The 17974-nt window shown below is 34.4% G+C and carries 20 protein-coding genes; 8 read left to right on the top strand and 12 right to left on the bottom strand.

Translation table 11 applies throughout. From position 1 onward, the window contains the following. Positions 1–4 precede the first annotated feature (4 nt). The gene (locus HCN53_RS05740; RefSeq protein ID WP_167342313.1) at positions 5–2095 is read right to left on the bottom strand and encodes a M1 family metallopeptidase; all 2091 of its coding nucleotides are present in this window, start codon (positions 2093–2095) and stop codon (positions 5–7) included. 108 nt (positions 2096–2203) lie between these two features. Here HCN53_RS05740 and HCN53_RS05745 point away from each other — a divergent pair, with 108 nt between their 5' ends. Next, positions 2204–2725 carry a class I SAM-dependent methyltransferase gene (locus HCN53_RS05745; RefSeq protein WP_167342314.1) on the top strand — a complete coding sequence of 174 codons (522 nt, stop codon included), beginning with the start codon at positions 2204–2206 and terminating at the stop codon, positions 2723–2725. Between the two features lies 1 nt (position 2726). Here the strand turns inward: HCN53_RS05745 and HCN53_RS05750 are convergent, their stop codons facing one another. Together HCN53_RS05750 and HCN53_RS05755 are read right to left on the bottom strand one after the other, a co-directional pair. Continuing rightward, positions 2727–3473: a zinc-dependent peptidase gene (locus tag HCN53_RS05750; protein WP_167342315.1), complete on the bottom strand. Its 747-nt coding sequence runs from the start codon at positions 3471–3473 to the stop codon at positions 2727–2729. A 103-nt stretch (positions 3474–3576) separates the two neighbouring features. Then, complete coding sequence (locus HCN53_RS05755; protein ID WP_042277810.1) at positions 3577–4299, bottom strand: Bax inhibitor-1 family protein; 723 nt, start codon at positions 4297–4299, stop codon at positions 3577–3579. Between the two features lie 199 nt (positions 4300–4498). On the opposite strand from HCN53_RS05755, the gene HCN53_RS05760 reads away from it, so the two are divergent. The 4 genes from HCN53_RS05760 (at position 4499) to HCN53_RS05775 (ending at position 6564) form a co-directional block, all read left to right on the top strand. After that, positions 4499–5065, top strand: a complete 567-nt coding sequence (locus tag HCN53_RS05760) for an RNA polymerase sigma factor (RefSeq protein ID WP_105019410.1) — start codon at positions 4499–4501, stop codon at positions 5063–5065. A 15-nt stretch (positions 5066–5080) separates the two neighbouring features. Further along, on the top strand, positions 5081–5578 hold the full coding sequence (locus HCN53_RS05765; protein ID WP_167342316.1) for a hypothetical protein: 498 nt from the start codon (positions 5081–5083) through the stop codon (positions 5576–5578). Further along, the gene (locus HCN53_RS05770; RefSeq protein WP_042277805.1) at positions 5575–6033 is read left to right on the top strand and encodes a hypothetical protein; all 459 of its coding nucleotides are present in this window, start codon (positions 5575–5577) and stop codon (positions 6031–6033) included. Before HCN53_RS05765 ends, HCN53_RS05770 begins: the two co-directional genes overlap by 4 nt. Positions 6034–6219: 186 nt before the next feature. Then, entirely contained in the window at positions 6220–6564 is a 345-nt protein-coding gene (locus HCN53_RS05775; protein WP_042277804.1) for a hypothetical protein, read from the top strand. On the opposite strand, the gene HCN53_RS05780 is transcribed toward HCN53_RS05775, so the two are convergent. Together HCN53_RS05780 and HCN53_RS05785 are read right to left on the bottom strand one after the other, a co-directional pair. After that, the gene (locus HCN53_RS05780; RefSeq protein ID WP_167342317.1) at positions 6561–7175 is read right to left on the bottom strand and encodes a DUF4230 domain-containing protein; all 615 of its coding nucleotides are present in this window, start codon (positions 7173–7175) and stop codon (positions 6561–6563) included. The two genes, HCN53_RS05775 and HCN53_RS05780, sit on opposite strands and share 4 nt — an antisense overlap. Next, positions 7172–8089: a GSCFA domain-containing protein gene (locus HCN53_RS05785; protein WP_167342318.1), complete on the bottom strand. Its 918-nt coding sequence runs from the start codon at positions 8087–8089 to the stop codon at positions 7172–7174. Before HCN53_RS05785 ends, HCN53_RS05780 begins: the two co-directional genes overlap by 4 nt. Positions 8090–8172: 83 nt before the next feature. Between HCN53_RS05785 and HCN53_RS05790 the strand changes: the two genes are divergently transcribed. Beyond that, entirely contained in the window at positions 8173–9030 is an 858-nt protein-coding gene (locus tag HCN53_RS05790) for a glycosyltransferase (protein ID WP_167342319.1), read from the top strand. On the opposite strand, the gene HCN53_RS05795 is transcribed toward HCN53_RS05790, so the two are convergent. After that, positions 9020–9511, bottom strand: coding sequence for a porin family protein (locus tag HCN53_RS05795; protein WP_167342320.1), 492 nt, complete (start codon positions 9509–9511; stop codon positions 9020–9022). The genes HCN53_RS05790 and HCN53_RS05795 overlap by 11 nt on opposite strands. A 48-nt stretch (positions 9512–9559) precedes the next feature. After that, positions 9560–11236, bottom strand: a complete 1677-nt coding sequence (gene pafA / locus HCN53_RS05800; RefSeq protein WP_167342321.1) for an alkaline phosphatase PafA — start codon at positions 11234–11236, stop codon at positions 9560–9562. A gap of 97 nt (positions 11237–11333) precedes the next feature. On the opposite strand from pafA, the gene HCN53_RS05805 reads away from it, so the two are divergent. Together HCN53_RS05805 and HCN53_RS05810 are read left to right on the top strand one after the other, a co-directional pair. Further along, a complete protein-coding gene (locus tag HCN53_RS05805; protein WP_042277797.1) occupies positions 11334–12071 on the top strand; it encodes an MlaE family ABC transporter permease in 738 nt (245 codons plus the stop codon). Then, the gene (locus HCN53_RS05810; RefSeq protein ID WP_167342322.1) at positions 12068–12832 is read left to right on the top strand and encodes an ABC transporter ATP-binding protein; all 765 of its coding nucleotides are present in this window, start codon (positions 12068–12070) and stop codon (positions 12830–12832) included. Before HCN53_RS05805 ends, HCN53_RS05810 begins: the two co-directional genes overlap by 4 nt. On the opposite strand, the gene HCN53_RS05815 is transcribed toward HCN53_RS05810, so the two are convergent. Genes HCN53_RS05815 through HCN53_RS05835 form a run of 5 tightly spaced genes read right to left on the bottom strand, consistent with a single transcriptional unit; the run spans position 12829 to position 17972 of the window. After that, complete coding sequence (locus tag HCN53_RS05815; protein ID WP_167342323.1) at positions 12829–13944, bottom strand: glycosyltransferase; 1116 nt, start codon at positions 13942–13944, stop codon at positions 12829–12831. The genes HCN53_RS05810 and HCN53_RS05815 overlap by 4 nt on opposite strands. Beyond that, positions 13941–14486, bottom strand: coding sequence for a serine O-acetyltransferase (locus HCN53_RS05820; protein ID WP_167342324.1), 546 nt, complete (start codon positions 14484–14486; stop codon positions 13941–13943). Before HCN53_RS05820 ends, HCN53_RS05815 begins: the two co-directional genes overlap by 4 nt. Next, positions 14486–15475 carry a glycosyltransferase family 2 protein gene (locus tag HCN53_RS05825; protein ID WP_167342325.1) on the bottom strand — a complete coding sequence of 330 codons (990 nt, stop codon included), beginning with the start codon at positions 15473–15475 and terminating at the stop codon, positions 14486–14488. Before HCN53_RS05825 ends, HCN53_RS05820 begins: the two co-directional genes overlap by 1 nt. After that, the gene (locus HCN53_RS05830; RefSeq protein ID WP_167342326.1) at positions 15472–16494 is read right to left on the bottom strand and encodes an exostosin family protein; all 1023 of its coding nucleotides are present in this window, start codon (positions 16492–16494) and stop codon (positions 15472–15474) included. Before HCN53_RS05830 ends, HCN53_RS05825 begins: the two co-directional genes overlap by 4 nt. Beyond that, positions 16491–17972: a glycosyltransferase family 2 protein gene (locus tag HCN53_RS05835; protein ID WP_167342327.1), complete on the bottom strand. Its 1482-nt coding sequence runs from the start codon at positions 17970–17972 to the stop codon at positions 16491–16493. Before HCN53_RS05835 ends, HCN53_RS05830 begins: the two co-directional genes overlap by 4 nt. Positions 17973–17974 lie beyond the last annotated feature (2 nt).

Here is a 17974-nt window from a genome sequence, read left to right on the forward strand (position 1 = left end):
TTTATTACTGACTCAAAACTCGTTCTACTTTTAATTGATCAGTATCAGACATTTCAGTCATTAAATTTTTAATAATCTCACGTCCTGCTTCTGTCTTAAATCCAGTTCTTAAATGTTCTCGCGAAGTCTTATAAAATCGCCAAACATGATGAAAACAGGCCGCGATTAAATCACGATAATTCTCCTCAGACATAATATCCAATTGAATTAAGTAATCAAACGCAGCTTGTCTTGTAATCATACTGTGTTTAGAATCTGTGTAATCACGTAATAAACTTAAATAAAGTTGTTTTTCTGCATTAGTAAATTCTGGTGTACTTAATGCTAGAACTAACCAAGACATATTTAATTCTGGACTTAATGCATCCCAGCGACTTTTTAAATCTAAAAGGAGTTCTTTCTTATTCTTTGTATCCTGCCATAATAAAAACATGGCACTTTCCCTAGCTACATAACTTGGTTCGTCAACTAAAGTTTGAATTACACTACGGTTGTAATCGTTTATTTGCTGGGTACTCAGAACAATTGCTCTATTCACTTCAAGAAGGTCATAATTAGAAACTTTTTTGATCAAGTCATATTTCCTAATATCATCATGAAGAGTTAACTGTTGAATCATCTCAATTAGAGCAGGAATGTTGTCCCTTTCATTTGCAACTTCCTTGAAACTTGTAAAACTCTCATTAAAATTTGAAATACTTCTAGCTTTTAGTTGAAAAAACTCTTCCATTTCTGGATATGATCTTAATATTTGCAGTGCTTCTTTTGCAGGGAAAGATTTATTTAACAACCACCTCTCTCTGAAATCTAGTAAATCTAGCCCAGTTATTTCGGTAACTTTTTCAAGAAAATCAAAAGTAGTTACATTGTCATAGGCATTTGTGGTTAAATAATGTCGTATAATAGTTTTAAAAGCTTTATCGCCTACTTTAACCTTTAATGCGTGTAAAGCCCAAGCACCGTGATCATAAAAAGTTAATGAGCTAGATCCCGGATTAAGCAGCTCGGTAGATTTACCCGTGCGTGATTGCTCTACAAGATTTTCTGCTTTGGTATACAGTAGATTTAGGAAATGATTGTCTCCATATAAATATTGCTCGGCTAGCATGGAGTAATAAGTGGCAAAACCTTCATGTAACCAGTGATGCTGTGATTCTGTTTCAGTAACTAAGTTTCCAAACCACTGATGCGCCATTTCATGAGCATTTACCGTAACATAACTTCTGTCGTTTGATCCTATTTCATCGTTAAAAAAGCTATCACTGTAAACTGTTAAACCAGTATTCTCCATTCCAGAATACAGAAAATCCTTCACTGGGACCTGTCTATAAACTTGCCATGGATACGGGTAACCAATTTCTCTTTCTAAAAAATCGAAAATATCTTTTGTTTTTTTATAGGTAGCAAGTGCTTTATTTTTTTCTCCTTTGTAATAATATAACTCAATTGGAACTCCAGTTTCACTAAATAGCTTATAGCTATCATATTCACCAATCACAATGGCAACTAAATAACTACTCATGGGTTGATCCATGCTATAATTCCATTGTATTGCATTACCTAATTCCTTTTTTTGAGTAAGAACACCATTTGATAAAGAAGTTAAATGATTAGGAGCTGTAATTTGTAAATTCCATAACATTTTATCATTCATATCATCAATACTAGGTAACCAGTTACTGGTATATTTACCTTGTCCTTGAGTCCAAATTTGACTCCAAGACCCATCTCCTGTGGCATCAATAAAATACATGGCTTTTTTAGGCTCACTGGTGAAATTTATGCGTAGGTTGATAGTATCGCTTTCGCGAAAGCGAGAACGCAACAAGATACGCTCACCATTATAATCTGACTTGACAAGATTGCCATTGAGAAATACCTCGTGCTCTTTCAAACTCTTGGCATCCACAAATAAAGAATCAGTTGTAGATGTTATTAGAATATCAAACGATATTTCTCCTGTTACATTTTCAGAATCGTTCTGGAATTGAAGTCGCGCAGTTGCAGACAAAAAATCGGCATAGGTCTGTGATGGTGTGTTTTGAGAATAAACCCAAAAGCTTACAAACGACATTATAAAAGCAAGGTATTTCATAGACCGTGAAAGTACAAAAGTCGTGCCTGTATAGCTATACAAAGGCTCGAGCTTAACACACATTAACGAGTTAAAATCATTATACTTGCAGGTAGAAATTAACCCAACGTGTACGAGAATAGCTTCCCTAAAAAAAGATTTCAAATAACCCTTGAGTTTTTAGAAAAACATCTAGAAAAAAACAGCAGCATTCTTGATTTAGGAGTTGAAAACCCATTTAGTAAAATAATGAGCGATGCTGGCTATAAGGTCGTGAATACAAGTGGTGAGGATCTAGATGATGAACTTACTGCTATTTCTGGTTTTACAGGCGATGCTGTTACTGCATTTGAAATATTTGAGCATCTAGTAGCTCCTTACAACGCCTTAAAAGCGATCAAAACCAAAAAGCTCTTTATAAGTGTTCCTATGAAATTATGGTTTGCAAGCGCCTATCGTAATAAGAATGATGTACGAGATCAACATTATCACGAGTTTGAGTCTTGGCAACTGAATTATGTTTTAGAAAAAGCGGGATGGGAAGTTATCGATAGTATTAAATTCACAAATCCCGTAAAGAAATTTGGAATTAGACCTTTTTTAAGAAGGTTTACACCTAGGTATTACCTAGTTTATTGTGAAAAAAGGTAGTCTATTCGACAGTCCAATCTAGCCATTCATCCTTGTATAATAAGGCTGTTTGATAGCATTTGAAAAGGATAGGAAAATTACTTTTGAACTGTTTAGGTGACTCAATAAAATATTCAGTTAATACCGCCATGAACTCATACTGATTGGTAAAAGCGTATTCTCTAAAAAAAGCTGTGTTATCCAATCGTTTTTTGACTTCTGGATCCATCAATCTACGCAAGATAAGTTGATGCTGTTTATGAAATCTTTGTGCATCAACATTGGTACTATGTTCACTTTCAAAATGCAGCACATGGCAAAACTCATGTAATCCTAAATGCAAGTTGTCATTTGAATCGGCCATTCCTTGTAGAAAATCAGGCCAACTCATCGCAAGTACTCGAGCACTTGGGTTGTACTCTCCTTTATGCAATGCGTTATTAGTTGGACTAGTAAATGGCTCTGGAAAAAACAATAGGGTATCCAGCATTCCATATGTGTACTGTCTTCTACCAAAAGTGAGCTCACAAGCTACACATGCAGGAAGGACAAATTGTTCATCGGTGACGCTCTCACCGTATCGATTTTTAAAATTCTTTTGACTTATAAAATGAGCTACTCGATGCTCAAATTGCTTTTGATACTTACTGGACAGTCGTTTATAGAACGGATAGTTTTCTAGAATACGCTTTCGCGAAAGCGGTAACTTCTTATACACAAACATTTGCCTGTACCAGATGAAGTCTTTCTTGCGCTGTAATTTTATCAATATTAATTGTGCAAAAAACAGTACAATCAATAATCCTAAGGCTCCTAGAACATACGGCGCAAGCCACTCTGAGCTTTTCTCAATTAATATGAATACCTTTAAATTAATCGCGAGAAAGGAAAATATTAATGATATACCAGAATAACAACATAAGGCTAGCAAACAATCCAAGTGCTGCGCCAATGTACTGATCCGTATGATATTTGTGAACTAAATTTGATGTTTGATACAATATCGATCCTGCTGCTAGAATAACCATAGCACCAGAAAATATCAAGCCTAAATCAAATCCAAAAATCATCGAGGCTATAATGATTCCTATAGCTACAAAAAAACCTACTACTAGAATACTACGTAAGAAGGAAAAATCTTTTTTTGTAAATAAAACAACCGCACTCAATCCAGTAAATAATCCTAAAGTTACTACTGCAGCTTGATTGAGTAAATTTGATTGTTGTAATTCACCCACGTAAATTGCAACTGTGATTAGAGGAACAAAAATAACAGCCTCGGCAACGACAAATAGTAGTAAAGCCAAATATTGCTGTGTTTTATCATGACTAGTATGCGCAATTTTTTCAGCATAGTTTGTTGCCAGCATAAATACTCCTAGAACCAGTAACCATCGCCAGCCATTAAGCATGCTCATCATAAATTCAACAAGCGGAGTTATTCTGATAAAAACAGCTTCAACTATAATAAAAAGCAATACTGCAAGGGCAACATGCATGTAAGTTTTTCTGTAAAAAGTGGCTCTAGTTGAGTCGTTGACCTGAATTAATGATTCAAATTGAGAATCGTACTGCTCATTGTGTTGTGATTCCATATAACTGTGGTTGGTATTTTAAGATTACTAAAATAATGATTAATAATTATGGATATCATATTATACTGAAATATTTAAGCATATTCTGAAAGGACAACGTTTTTGAAATCCAATTTTAAAAATTATACTAATTTAAATGCGGTAATAAATAATTTTTAATCGTTAAACCTTTGAAACTTTCTATAGTCAAAGAGTAAGTATGAGGGCAATTTCTGATCAGGAAATTTTAGAGAACATTAACAATCCGCAGCGCATGCAGTTAGGATACAAGCAACTTGTGCAGTGCTACAGTAAAAGAATATACTGGCAGGTACGTAAACTTGTAATAACTCATGAAGATGCTGATGATGTTGTACAAAATGTTTTTATCAAAATATTTAAAGGTATTAAGAATTTTAAAGGAGACAGTAAATTGAGCACTTGGATGTATCGTATTGCTTATAATGAAAGTATGACCTTGCTTAATAAGAAAGCTCGTTCCATGCAAATTACTAGTGAAGAATTGGTTCAAAAGCTCACTCAAAACCTAACAGCCGATGTATATTTTACTGAAGACGAAGTATTGATAGCTTTACAAAAAGCCCTAGCAAGTCTACCAGATAGACAACGTGAAATTTTTAATATGAGGTACTACGACTCAATAAAATTTAGTGAGATCGCTCACATACTAGAACTGTCAGAAGGTGCTGTGAAAAGCAGCTACCATCTCGCAGCAAAAAAGGTAGAACAGTTTATAAAGACTCATCAAACTATTGAGTTGGATTAAAGTCTAAGAAATAGAATGATAAAGAAAAATCAACATAACGGTTTTAATATCCCTGATGGATACTATGACAATCTAGAGTTTAAACTCCATAAGATTGCCGAAGATACAGATAGGAAACAATCCATGCACGGTGGTTTTCAGGCTCCTGAAGATTATTGGGAGCAACTGGATAAAAAATTAATGAATCAACCGCTTTCTATTAATGATGAATCTAAAAGAAGTAAGGTAATTTCATTACTTACTCCTTTACTGGCTGTAGCTGCTACTATTGCAGTATTATTATACCTATTCCCAACTACCAATGAACCTAGTGATGAATTAGTAACTACCGATGGTTTAACCGGGACTGAGCTTGCTGATTATCTTGCTCCAGATGACATATTATCATCCGACTATCAATGGGCAGAGATACTTACCGATGATTTTATAGAACAAGTTGAAGTAAATGTGCAAGATGATGACCTGCATGAATACTTAAACGATGTAGAACTACAAGAACTATTTATAGAATGAAAAATATTATAATTCTGGCTGTGCTTTTAATAAGTACAACCGCTATTGCACAACGAGGTGATAGATCAAACAGAGAAGAAAGGGAAAATCGCATTGAAACTTTATTCATTGCCTATGTTACCGATAAATTAGAACTCACCACTGATGAGGCTGCAAAGTTTTGGCCCATCTACAATGAAATTAAACAGGAGCGTCGAGCTCTTGAAAAGAAAAAACGAGCTCTAATCAATGAAATTGATGACAACATGCAAGCAATGAGTGATCAACAAGCACAATCCTACGTAAATAAGGTAATTGCTCTTGAAAAAGAAATAAATTTAAAAAGTTTTGAGAATCGAAGTAAGGAAATAATTGCTGTTATCGGAGCAAAAAGATTTTTACTACTCAAAAAAAGTGAAGTAGAATTTAGACGTAAAATGATATCTGAATTTAAAAAGAAACGACGTCGGGACTAGGTTTGAGGATATATATTTTGGTTTTCATTTGGATTGAAATTAAACCCGATGCCTTTAAAAACTCTCAGAGCTACCTGAGAGTTTTTTCATTAGATAAAATTCTGCTACTACTATCTTACCCCTTAAAAGAAATTGAAATTAATCAAGTTGATTCCTATTTTTACGAGCAATTAAAAAACAAATCAAATGAGAAAATTAATTTTTATTCTAGGATCATTTTTAATTCTTTCATGTAACCAGGATAGCAGTAAGCAAAGTGATCAAACTGTTCTTAATGAGGTTACCCAAAGTGCAGATTATCAGAGGTACGTTCAAGCCTATAATGAATATGCAGCTTGTAAGCGAGAACGTCCTAAAATCACGGAAGATTACATATCCAATAAAATAGATGACAAGGAATTTAAAAGGAGGATTGAAGTTAATAGTCAGACATGTGCCATTAAGAAGGATATTTTCAATAAATACTATCAATTACTCGAGGCACAATTTGATAAAGAGCTTGTAGTCGCTCACAAAATAATGCCTAATTAAGGTATAACTAACTCTAGAGCATCTAGTGAATCAACTGGATTCTCATTATATATTAAAGTCCAACCTAGCGAATTGCTCAAAACATAGATTTGTGTGAGTTCACTCAACAATCTGTTTTGAGCATTTTTCATAGCATCAGAATTTTGAACCTGGCGTTTAATATCTGCTTTGACACTACGTTGAATTTTATTCAAATCCCTAGCAGTAAATTTATTTAAGATTCCTTCCTCAATATCATAATAGGTTAAATTTGGATCTACCTTAATTTCAGGTTCAGGGATTGATGTAATTCTTATTTCTTTTAGGCTTTCGTTAATTTCAACCTTTAGGTCACTTAAATCATAAGCAATTTGAACTTCTGCATTTGAAATAAGCAAGGCCTTTTTCTTACTGTAAAAAAGGTCCAATCCATACTCTTTAGTATCCTCATAATTAAAAACCTTGGCATAATTAATTTCGGTAACCACCAGTTTACTCACATGATTAATTTGCTCTTGAATTAAAGAGGTTTGCGCGATCAATTGTTCCCTTTCAGAGTTTCTTTGGTTCCAATAATAAAAACACCCAACTAGGATCGCTCCCAATAAAACACCTAATACATATTTTCTCATTTCAATTGTACCTTTGGATATAAGGATATCACTTTATCCTTCATTTCTTTTACCATTTCCTCGTGTTTCAATTTATTTTGAGGTTTGTGAGCTTCCAACCTTCTAAATTTCTCAACAATAGACATTTGTTGATCGAGTTTTGTATCTATTACGCTTTCGCGAAAGCGAGACCACACATACTCTATTCCAACTTCATTTAAGTGAATCATATCCGACTTGAAAAATCGATAGTCTCTTAACTCATCAAGGACAATCTCATAAGCTGGGAAATAGGAAACGTCGTTTGATACGTGCTCCAAAACACCTTCATGTAATCGGGATTTACTACGGGTATTTTCCACCATTCCATCTCGTGTATGCCGTACTGGTGAAACAGTATATATAATTTTCACATTTGGATTGTGAGTTTTAGCTACTTGCTCTATCGTGTCAAGTGCCTGATTAATCTCTTGCATGGATAAAAGCAGTTTCTCAAATATATACTGTGGTTGTTTATGACAATTTGCAACTATTTTTTTTGATTCTTTATGCTTGTAAACCCATGCGGTTCCCAGTGTCACAAATAAATGGGAGGTGTTACTAAGCTGTTTTTTAAGTTGTTTTAATTGATGATTTAAATTTTCAAGTAATTGTGTTTCATCCTCGTGATTCATTTGAGAATGAACCTCGTAACAAAAAGGTGTTTCAACATCGGTTGATTGATACCATCTTTCATCTCGTACTCGTTCAAAAATTCTAGCTATACTCACTGGATTAAACAATATACCCATGGGATTTATCAAGGTAGGGAAACCAAAGTAAATACATTTTTCACCAATATTTTGAGCAAAACAACTTCCTATAAATATCAATTGTGAGTCATTATTTATAGGTGTTGATGATGGTTTTATTGTAACTGGTGTAGTAAGCTGCATAATAATCTGTATCTATCAAAAATAGCAATTTTAGTAGCAACAACTTCATTAGGATAAGTAGGTTTCCATTATTTTTGAAACTTGTGAAAATAGCAATCATCATACCAGCCCATAACGAGGCAGACTATATCAAATCAACCCTAATAAGCTTAAAGAATCAATCTCATAAGGCTTCAAAAATTATTCTAGTTGATGATAATAGCACCGATGATACCAGCAATATTGCTCATGAATTTTCTGCCGACTTACCCTTAGAAATCTTAACTAACAAATCAAGCGATCAAAATATACCTGGAAGTAAGGTTATACGTGCCTTTGAAAAAGGTTTATCGAGATTAAATTTAGATGAATTTGATGTTGTTTGTAAGTTTGATGCAGATCTTATTTTCCCTGCAAACTACTTGAAAACTCTGGTTTCAACATTTAAATCAAATGAACAAATTGGTATGGTAGGTGGTCATTGCGTTATCCATCAAAAAGGACATTGGATAATTGAAAATCAAAATAATCCAGACCATATACGTGGAGCATTAAAAGCTTATCGAGTTTCTTGTTTCAAGCAAATAAATGGTTTACGACCATCGATTGGATGGGATACTATTGACGAAATGCTAGCGCGATATTATGGCTTTAAGGTTATCACGGTGCCAAACTTACATGTGAAACATCTTAAACCTACTGGTGCAGCTTATAGAAAAGGATCTTGGCAACTTCAAGGTGAAGCATTTTACAAAATGCGTTACGGTTGGTGGTTAACGATGATTACGGCTTTAAAAATGAGTTTAAACAAAAAGAAGTTCTCTTTGTTTTTTTCATACCTCTCAGGATACCTATCAAGTAAAAAAAACAACCTTGATCCATTAGTAACAGAAGATCAAGGTCGTTTTATACGCCGGTATAGATGGCGTGGAATCAGAAAGAAATTGAGATTTAAAAATTAAAACTCATTCCTATATTAAATACAAACTGATTGTATAATTCTTCGGCTGGAGTAAGATCTTCTGTTTTATATTTAGCAAGAGGAAATCCAGCTTCAGTGTAAAGACCAAATCCATTTGTAAAGAAATAACGTGCACCTACGTGACCGCCAAAATTCTTTGTAGAGAAATGAAGACCTGGATAAAAATCAAAGTTCTCATCAAGATTTATTACATTTCCAATATTGGCATTAAATCGTAATGCAAGAGTAGATCTCTCATCAAAATCTGCATCTACCGCATCGTCTAGACCAAGTGCATAATTTGCAGCTAGACCTAAAGAAAAGTTCTCTCCTACTCCATAATCATAGGTTACACCTATTCCAGTAGCATTTTCCTGAAAACTAGCACCTACTTGAATTTTTTGATCTCCTTTACCGCGATATGCTTGTGCACAGACAGTAGTTCCTGCGATCAACGCTAAAATTAAAAGTATGTTTTTCATTTTGTTTGTTTTGAATGACAAATATATTAGAGTTCTCGTATTAACTCGTTATTTTTCAAATAAAGCTTCGTTAATTGGAGTTCCTGTACAGCCATTAGGAAAAGCTATACCTAACAGTGTTGAAACCGTAGGTGCTATATCTGTAATAAAAATAGGCCTTGCTGTACGACCGGCATTTATTCCTGCTCCATAAAAAATGCAAGGCACATGTGTATCGTAAGCATGAGCACTTCCATGAGTAGAACCTGTTTTTGAATAAGATATTACCGCATTATCTAGTACGTACATGACATCACCACTACGTTTTTGATGAAATCCTTTTTGTATGAGAGCTGCTGTACCTTCTGTAAAACTACCTTGTGTCATTTCATACCTAGTAAACACTTTTTGTACGTTATCTAATCCCAAAAGATAATCGGCAATGTAACGTTGGATGTACTTATTATCAATATTTATATCATTTAAAACTTTATAATTTAAAAAGACTTGTTCGTTGGATACATTTTCAATGATGGCATCATTACCAAACTCTTTTTTTACATGATCCTTAAGTTTTTCCCTTAATGTTCTAGAATCAAAATAACCTGCTTGTAAGCCTTCATCATGTAAGTAAGCTGGTACGTGTACTGCACCGTGATCGGCAGTAAGAAATAAAGTATAATTTCCTACACCTACTTTATCATCTAGTTCTTTCAAAAATCTTGCTATTTCCAGGTCTAGTCGCAAATAAGTATCCATTACCTCGACAGAGTTAACACCATATTGATGGCCTATATAATCTGTACTAGAAAAACTTACTGCAAGAAAATCTGTTACATCATCCTTTCCTAGTTGTTCACCTTCAAGAGCTGCAATAGCAAGATCTGCAACCACAGTATTTCCAAAAGGTGTTGCTTTGAGTAAATCGTAATTTCCGTTTTCTGCTGCTAGTTCTTTTAAATCATAAGGAAACACAGCTTTTTCTTTACCTCTAGGTGGTTTTTCATAATTATTAAGATCGGTACCGCTAGCTTTATAAGTTTCTATTGGATAAAGCGTGTTCCATTCAGTTAAGTATGATTTTGCCTTACCACTATCATTATAGTCTGCTACCCATTGTGGTAACTCTTCTTTGTAAAAGTTACTGGTAATAAATCTAGCCTCATCTTTTCCTTTAAACCAGAATGCAGCATCGGCTAGATGACCTGCAGGTAAAATAGCTCCACGGTCCTTAATGCTTATTCCAATAACCTTGGCACGATCTTGTGTATGTAGTTTCAATTCGTCGGTAACGGTTGATGTCAACAAACGTTCAGGTGACATTTTACCGTCTTCTCCATTAGTTCCAATAGAAACACGATTATTATCATAAACGTTGTAGATGGACTGTTTTGCTACCTTATCGTACCAATTGTTTCCAATTATTCCATGATTTGCAGGTGTTGTACCCGTATAAATACTTGCATGACCTGGAGCCGTATAGGTAGGTACATAATTAAAATGATGATTAACGGCATTAAATCCATTATTCATAAGACGCTTAAAACCATCATCTCCATAGTAATCATAAAATTTAGTGAGATAATCGTACCTCATTTGATCTACAACGATTCCAACTACTAATTTAGGTTGTTGAATTCCTGTAGATGATGTTGACGATACTTGGTTTGCATCACGCTTTCGCGAAAGCGTACTACAACCTATAACCAGTGTTAACAATACTAAAAGAACTGATTGTCGTTTCATTTTTATCATTTTGCGCAAAGGTACAAAGTGAATTTTCCATTAAGTTTAAGAAGGCATTAAATCACAAGGTTATTTTTTTAGCTACTTTTACCAACGCATGAGATTTTTAAGGCATATAGGTACATACATGATGATGCTTTTAGGTGTTTTTAAAAGACCTACGAAAGCTATCGTTCTTAAAGAATTGATTTTAAAGGAAATAGATGATCTAGTAATAGGATCCATAGGTATAACCGCCTTTATTTCTTTATTTATGGGTGCGGTTGTAGCATTACAAACAGCGCTCAATTTAGACAATCCATTAATTCCTAAATCATTGATTGGATTTGCCACTAGGCAATCAATAATTCTAGAATTTGCGCCTACATTTATTAGTGTGATTATGGCTGGTAAAGTAGGCTCTTACATTACATCGAGTATAGGAACCATGCGAGTTACTGAGCAAATTGATGCCCTTGAGGTGATGGGAATTAATCCTTTGAACTATTTGATATTTCCTAAAATTGTAGCGCTTGCATTCTATCCATTTTTAATTGCTATTATCATGTTTATAGGAATTTTTGGTGGGTTTTTAGCCAGCGTTTATGGTAATCTAGTTAGTCTAGAAGAGTTTGTAGTTGGTTTACAGGATACTTTTATACCGTGGCATGTTGCCTATGCTTTTATAAAAACAATCGTTTTTGGGTTTTTGCTCGCAACCATTCCTAGCTATCATGGTTATTACATGAAAGGAGGCGCACTAGAAGTTGGGAAAGCAAGTACGACAAGTTTTGTGTGGACCTGCGTCTCGATTATAATTGCAAACTATTTACTCACTCAATTATTATTGACATGATAGAAGTTAAAGGTTTAAAAAAAGGCTTCAATGGTGAGGAAATTCTTAAAGGAATAGATGCTACTTTCCTTAAGGGAAAGACGAATATGATAATAGGTGCCAGTGGTTCGGGAAAGTCGGTTTTCCTTAAAAATATGCTGGGGTTATTTGAGCCTGATGCTGGTGAGATTATTTACGATGGCGAGCGTTTAGGAGAGATGGAAATTGAACGTAAAAGCGATTTACGTAAAGAAATGGGTATGCTATTTCAACATAGTGCTCTATTTGATAGCATGACGGTAGAAGAGAATGTTATGTTCCCGCTGCGCATGTTTACTAAGATGAAGAAGAACGAGCGACAAGAAAGAGCAAATGAAATTTTGGAGCGTGTAAATCTTCCTGGACTTAATAAAAAAATGCCTAGTGAAATTTCTGGTGGTCAGCAAAAACGTGTTGCACTTGCCAGAGCTGTTGTTAATTATCCTAGATACTTGTTTTGCGATGAACCCAATAGTGGTTTGGATCCAAAAACAGCAACAATAATCGATAATTTAATACAGGAAATCACTCATGAACGTGATATCACTACAGTGATTATTTCCCACGACATGAATTCCGTAATGGAAATAGGTGAAACTATTGTGTTTTTAAAAGATGGGCTTATTGCTTGGGAAGGAACGAATAAGGAAATATTTAGGACTGATAACAAGGCTGTAACCGACTTTGTATATAGTTCTGAGTTATTTAAAAAGGTACGTATCGCTCAAAACGAAGGACTTTAAAGAAGTTTTTCAATCTCATAATCAAATTTATCTAGTGTGTATTGCCTAGACCAGTTTGCCGCATTGTTAGACATTTCATCAAGTTTATTAGTACGATTTAAATACTCTTTAATAATTTCACTTGCATTGGATAACTCTTTGATTAAAATTCCTCTTGTTTGATTATCATCACCTGTTAACATCCAAGGCACGCAACTTACAGCTGTTGCAATTGGAATACAACCCCAAAACATAGGTTCGGCAACGGCTTTGGGCCATCCTTCACTACGCGATAATAAAAATGCAAAATGTGCTTTTTTATACGCCTGAGTAACCGATGACAATGGTTGATTTCCATGTAAGTGAATAAATGGATTCAGTTTATTCTTTCTGATATAATCATTCAAAGATTCAAAAAGTGGTCCATTACCATAAATATCCAAGGTGACTGGCACACCTTCATTTCTTAAGTTTTTTACTATTTGGACAACTTTTAAAGGCCTTTTGTTTTCGCTGAGCGTGCCAACAAATAAAGCATTCAATTCACCGGTATAATCCCTTTTAACAATCGGTTCTTTATCTTTTTCATAATAAGATGCCGTGAAAAAAGGCTTTATATTTTTTGATTGATTGACATAGTCCCCATATGCTAAAACCGTAATATTATTACTTAATAAGGTGTTGGATAATATTCGTTTCTGCCATCTATAAGCCATGGGTTGTCGTGCTTTAGGATCCCAATTTCCGGCATATTTCACTGTTTTCTTTTTTCTAGGAAAAAGTATTTGAACAAGACATGACAGTAGTGCTAGATTACCAGGACAACGCAAGTGAATATGGTCCGTTTTCGCGAAAGCGAAAATCAAAACCACCAACTGGTATGGCATAGTAAGAAGACTTACAACAGCCATACTTATCCTGTGGAATTCCAACCGACGCAAGCTAGTTACTTGAATATCCTGACGATCAAATGGCTGTGTAAGAAGAGGTTTATTATATCGAGTAGGTGCGATGATTTGTACCTCATCTACTTTACTGAACCATAAATTCATCTCCTTGACGTAGGGTGCGTAAGCTTGTTTTTGATCTTTATGTTTAATTATTGGCGCGTCTGATACTACTACTAACTTCATACGTATCCAGAACTATCGTTATTACTAACCTTAACAGCTGGCACTCCAAGAACTGTCGAACTAGGGTCAACATCTTTAATTACTAAACTATTGGCTCCAATAACAGCGTTATCACCTACTTTGATTTTACCAGCTACCGTGGAATTTGCACCTATATAAACTTGATCACCTATTATGGGAACTCCTCTTTTGTTCGAACGGCCACTAACCCCAATAGTAACACCTTGCGATATGTTACAATTTTCTCCAATCACCGCTTTTGCATTTATAATGATTCCTGAATGGTGCCCTATATACAAACCCTGACCAATTGTTGCGCTATAGGGCAAGGTTATTCCAGTTATTATTTCAATAAATTTCAGTTTTATTGCACCTATTAATAAAATTGGGAGTTTAATTACTCCAGGCAAATTTGATCGGTAAACTTTGTTGAATAATCTGTAATGAAATAAAGCCCATAAGCCTTGTTGAGTTAACAACATTAATAATGCTGGTTTACCACTGTAATTGGTGTACCTATTTATGTCTTTTAAAAACTTCATTATTTAGGCCGTGAAAAAAATAAATTTACCCAAGAAACTATTCTACCTAATGATTCAGTAAATGCCTCTTTACGATTACTCGTGGTAAATATATTGAGAATCCTAATTAAAATAAGAATAAGCGTAATGCTATGCCACTTCAATTTATTTTTAAAACTTGGATTAGGATATTTGGTACGCCATACAAACCATCCATTACGAACCACCATTTTACCATATTTGTAATGATTAGGTCTACCATCAGGTGCATGAAAATGCTGACAAGTTGCTAGGGTATTCACATACAAGCTACCTTCATTGCTCAACCGCAAGGTATACTCGGCATCTTCGTACAATCCATAGCCTTCAAAAAAAGTTGAAAATTTATGAGCATCAACAATTTGTTTAGGGTAACTAGCTACACCACCCATAAATAAATCTACTTTATAGGTTTTTCCGGATGGTGGTAAAAACCCTATTGATCTACCGTGACCAAATGGTGGATAAGTGCCTGGCTGTGTATGATGATCCAGACCTAACTTTTTACGTAGCTTATACCTACTACTTTCTTTTCTTACGTAACCATCAAAATTATAAAAATCTGTTGCATTACTGTTTTCATTTTGAAGTTGCCATGCTACCTCATTAGTTATGTAGCCACCTACTCCAAGAGCATTAGGATACTCTTGATACGTTGATGCTAACTGTTTGAAGTATTGATTATCTAATACAACATCATCATCTAAAAATGCAACAACATCAATATCTTCAGAAACTCGATCAATACCAAAATTACGTTGTTTGGTCAAACCGCGATCTTCATTTCCTACCTTAAAATATTCTAACCCATTAAGAGAAAAGGTTTTTAGTTCATTTAAGGAATCATCGTTCAAACTTCCATCTACAATTATTACTTGAGACGGAAGTAATGTTTGAGATCGTACACTGTGTAACAACCTCATCAAAGACTGTGGTCGCATGTAAGTACAAACAATTAGAGCAAATTTCATACGTCAATTTGATTTTTTACGTGGTAAAAGAAATTATGCCTGACTAAATAATTTTCAAACAGTTTACGATTATTTTGCTGTAGTTCTATAAAACGTTCTTCTGAGCATGAATTATGAAATTGAACTAATTTTTTAATCATACTCTCATCCTCTTTTATAAGGCATACATGATTAGACCAATTAATCTCGTTTACTAGTGGTAGCACATTATTGGTTTCAATCAAAACAGGGATTCTTCCTAAAGCCAATGCTTCGTAAAATCTTACAGAAAAATTTCCTGCTCCTCTCATGCAAAAGGCATAAGGTGAGTTGTTCAAGTTATCAAAAAACTCTTGAGAGGTTTGTTGCCTTTCCTGTTCTGAGGTCGCTCCTGCCCTATATCGTTCTCTATAAATGAATCGAGTCGCGATTTGTTGATCTCTCTCTAACGCCTTTAATTTGAGAAATCTTTGTTTTGCAGCATTAAAGAATATAGGCCTATCAGGATTGAAAGATCTAAATGATGTCATCAGGTTTTTTAAATAGCTTAAGTTGTATCTAAAACGTTCCTTCCTACTGTGCGTGGCAAATCCAGTAAATGAAATTTCAGGTTTTTCTTTCTTTGTAATCCATTTTAATTGTCTAATATGAATTCCAATGGGATCTGCTATAAAACTAGGTATGATTATGGTGTCTTTTTGATTAGTATTTCGATATCCTGAATTACGCCAAGTTACTATATAATCCTTGCTAAATGTTTTACCATAATCACCACCTGTATAAACGTGAAGCTTCTTACCGTTTGAAATAGCTAAATGATTCAAAAACTTCCAAGACTGCTGTTCTTCCTTCGTTTTAATTCTTAAATAATCGATAGGAAAGACAATTATATCTGCCTTTTCTACGGTGTTTACCAGTTGGTAATACTTGTGAACTATTGGATGGGTATGCTCAAGATAATGTAAGTCAAAAAGTAAGGGATGAACCTTGCCTCTATTTTTAGTTGACAGGATCTCAATATCGGTAAAAACGCTTATCATAAACTATTTGCATACTTTTTACTTGATTCCCATGCTTTATTAAAGAGTCTATTATGTCCCCAAGGCAAAAACGACCCTAGTTTCCCATAATTTTTAAACCATTGTACCAATTTATAACCTTTCAATTGATTTACAGAATAGTTTTTCTTTCTAAAATACATGATATGAGGAGATGGTTTGGGCTGAATGTTATCAGTTGACCAGGGAAAAATACGTTTCTCTCTAAATCCACCTACAGGCGCTTTTAAGTGTAGAATTTGAATTTGTGGTGCATAAATCACGTCATATCCTGCTCTCCTAATTTGCATTCCAAAATCTACATCTTCGCCGTACCCATGTTCAAGAGCTTTGTCAAATTTACATCGATCAACTATATCTCGATGAATTAAGGAACAACCAGAACCAAAATAGGGCCATTGTTTCCATGTTTTTTGATGTTCGTGTTCCCCTTTTTGTAAATAAGCAGCATTGATACACTTTACGTTTAAATTTTCTGCTAGGCTAACCATATTCTCCAAAACATTGGGTTTTAGTCTAGCATCATCGTCAAATAGTAATACCCATTTTGCCCTTGTTTTTTCAAGAGCAATATTTCGAGCATTACAAGCTCCTGTTTTGTGAATTAACTTGTGATCAATTGAAAAGGGCCAATAACCATTTAAAATCCTATCCAGCTCTGTACTTGCCTCTTTATTAGGATTTTGCTCTACTATGTAAACGGTTTGTGGCAATAAGGTTTGGTTAGCTAAATCATTAATTACATCATACAAATAACTTGCCCTACCCATCGTTGGGATTATAACATCATACTGAGTATTTATAAATGGTTCAACCTGATTAATTTGTAATTCCAAAAAGTCTACAATAGGAACTATCTTTTTAAGAAATATCGCTTTCGCGAAAGCGAAAAAAGGAAATCTCTTGTCATACTTAAGGTGACACAACAGCAAAAACGGCAACCATCCTTTTTTCATCGTGTGCCCCACTAATTTGTAGGCCTTAAAGTAGTTAGATCGAGTTGGGTTCTTCTTAAGATTGGAATAACAAAGTATTCCTTGATGTTGAAATATTCTAGCCAACAAATTAATATCATATTCAAAGTCGGCCGAACTTCTAAAGTGCTTGATTTTATTTAGTACCGTTGCGTGAATCATTCCCTGTTCTGCGCTCATAATCCATGTAGGATACCAATGATTCTCTGAATAATTAATAAAAGGAGTATCTTCTACATACCCCAATCCAGTATCGATAAAATCTGGTGCTTTACCAGAACTCAACATTTTATAAGTCACTGATTTTTGAGAATCAAAGTCATCCCAATCAACAGGTGTAGAGTTTTTCCATGCTATCCAACGATTTGGAAATTTTTTAGCCAATTCAAATAAAGAATCTAATATTTTACCCGAGGATGATCGAGTAATAAGTATATCACTCTCAATATCAGTGATTGTATTTTCTATGTAATTAAAAACAATCATTG

It is taken from the genome of Nonlabens sp. SY33080 (assembly GCF_011784885.1).
GTDB classification, from domain to species: domain Bacteria; phylum Bacteroidota; class Bacteroidia; order Flavobacteriales; family Flavobacteriaceae; genus Nonlabens; species Nonlabens tegetincola.

Bases quoted from the DNA above. Each gene is read 5' to 3' on its own strand.
- HCN53_RS05740 (WP_167342313.1), bottom strand. From the start codon at position 2,095: ATGAAATACCTTGCTTTTATAATGTCGTTTGTAAGCTTTTGGGTTTAT.
- HCN53_RS05755 (WP_042277810.1), bottom strand. From the start codon at position 4,299: ATGGAATCACAACACAATGAGCAGTACGATTCTCAATTTGAATCATTA.
- HCN53_RS05760 (WP_105019410.1), top strand. From the start codon at position 4,499: ATGAGGGCAATTTCTGATCAGGAAATTTTAGAGAACATTAACAATCCG.
- HCN53_RS05765 (WP_167342316.1), top strand. From the start codon at position 5,081: ATGATAAAGAAAAATCAACATAACGGTTTTAATATCCCTGATGGATAC.
- HCN53_RS05770 (WP_042277805.1), top strand. From the start codon at position 5,575: ATGAAAAATATTATAATTCTGGCTGTGCTTTTAATAAGTACAACCGCT.
- HCN53_RS05775 (WP_042277804.1), top strand. From the start codon at position 6,220: ATGAGAAAATTAATTTTTATTCTAGGATCATTTTTAATTCTTTCATGT.
- HCN53_RS05780 (WP_167342317.1), bottom strand. From the start codon at position 7,175: ATGAGAAAATATGTATTAGGTGTTTTATTGGGAGCGATCCTAGTTGGG.
- HCN53_RS05785 (WP_167342318.1), bottom strand. From the start codon at position 8,089: ATGCAGCTTACTACACCAGTTACAATAAAACCATCATCAACACCTATA.
- HCN53_RS05795 (WP_167342320.1), bottom strand. From the start codon at position 9,511: ATGAAAAACATACTTTTAATTTTAGCGTTGATCGCAGGAACTACTGTC.
- pafA (WP_167342321.1), bottom strand. From the start codon at position 11,236: ATGAAACGACAATCAGTTCTTTTAGTATTGTTAACACTGGTTATAGGT.
- HCN53_RS05805 (WP_042277797.1), top strand. From the start codon at position 11,334: ATGAGATTTTTAAGGCATATAGGTACATACATGATGATGCTTTTAGGT.
- HCN53_RS05810 (WP_167342322.1), top strand. From the start codon at position 12,068: ATGATAGAAGTTAAAGGTTTAAAAAAAGGCTTCAATGGTGAGGAAATT.
- HCN53_RS05815 (WP_167342323.1), bottom strand. From the start codon at position 13,944: ATGAAGTTAGTAGTAGTATCAGACGCGCCAATAATTAAACATAAAGAT.
- HCN53_RS05820 (WP_167342324.1), bottom strand. From the start codon at position 14,486: ATGAAGTTTTTAAAAGACATAAATAGGTACACCAATTACAGTGGTAAA.
- HCN53_RS05825 (WP_167342325.1), bottom strand. From the start codon at position 15,475: ATGAAATTTGCTCTAATTGTTTGTACTTACATGCGACCACAGTCTTTG.
- HCN53_RS05830 (WP_167342326.1), bottom strand. From the start codon at position 16,494: ATGATAAGCGTTTTTACCGATATTGAGATCCTGTCAACTAAAAATAGA.
- HCN53_RS05835 (WP_167342327.1), bottom strand. From the start codon at position 17,972: ATGATTGTTTTTAATTACATAGAAAATACAATCACTGATATTGAGAGT.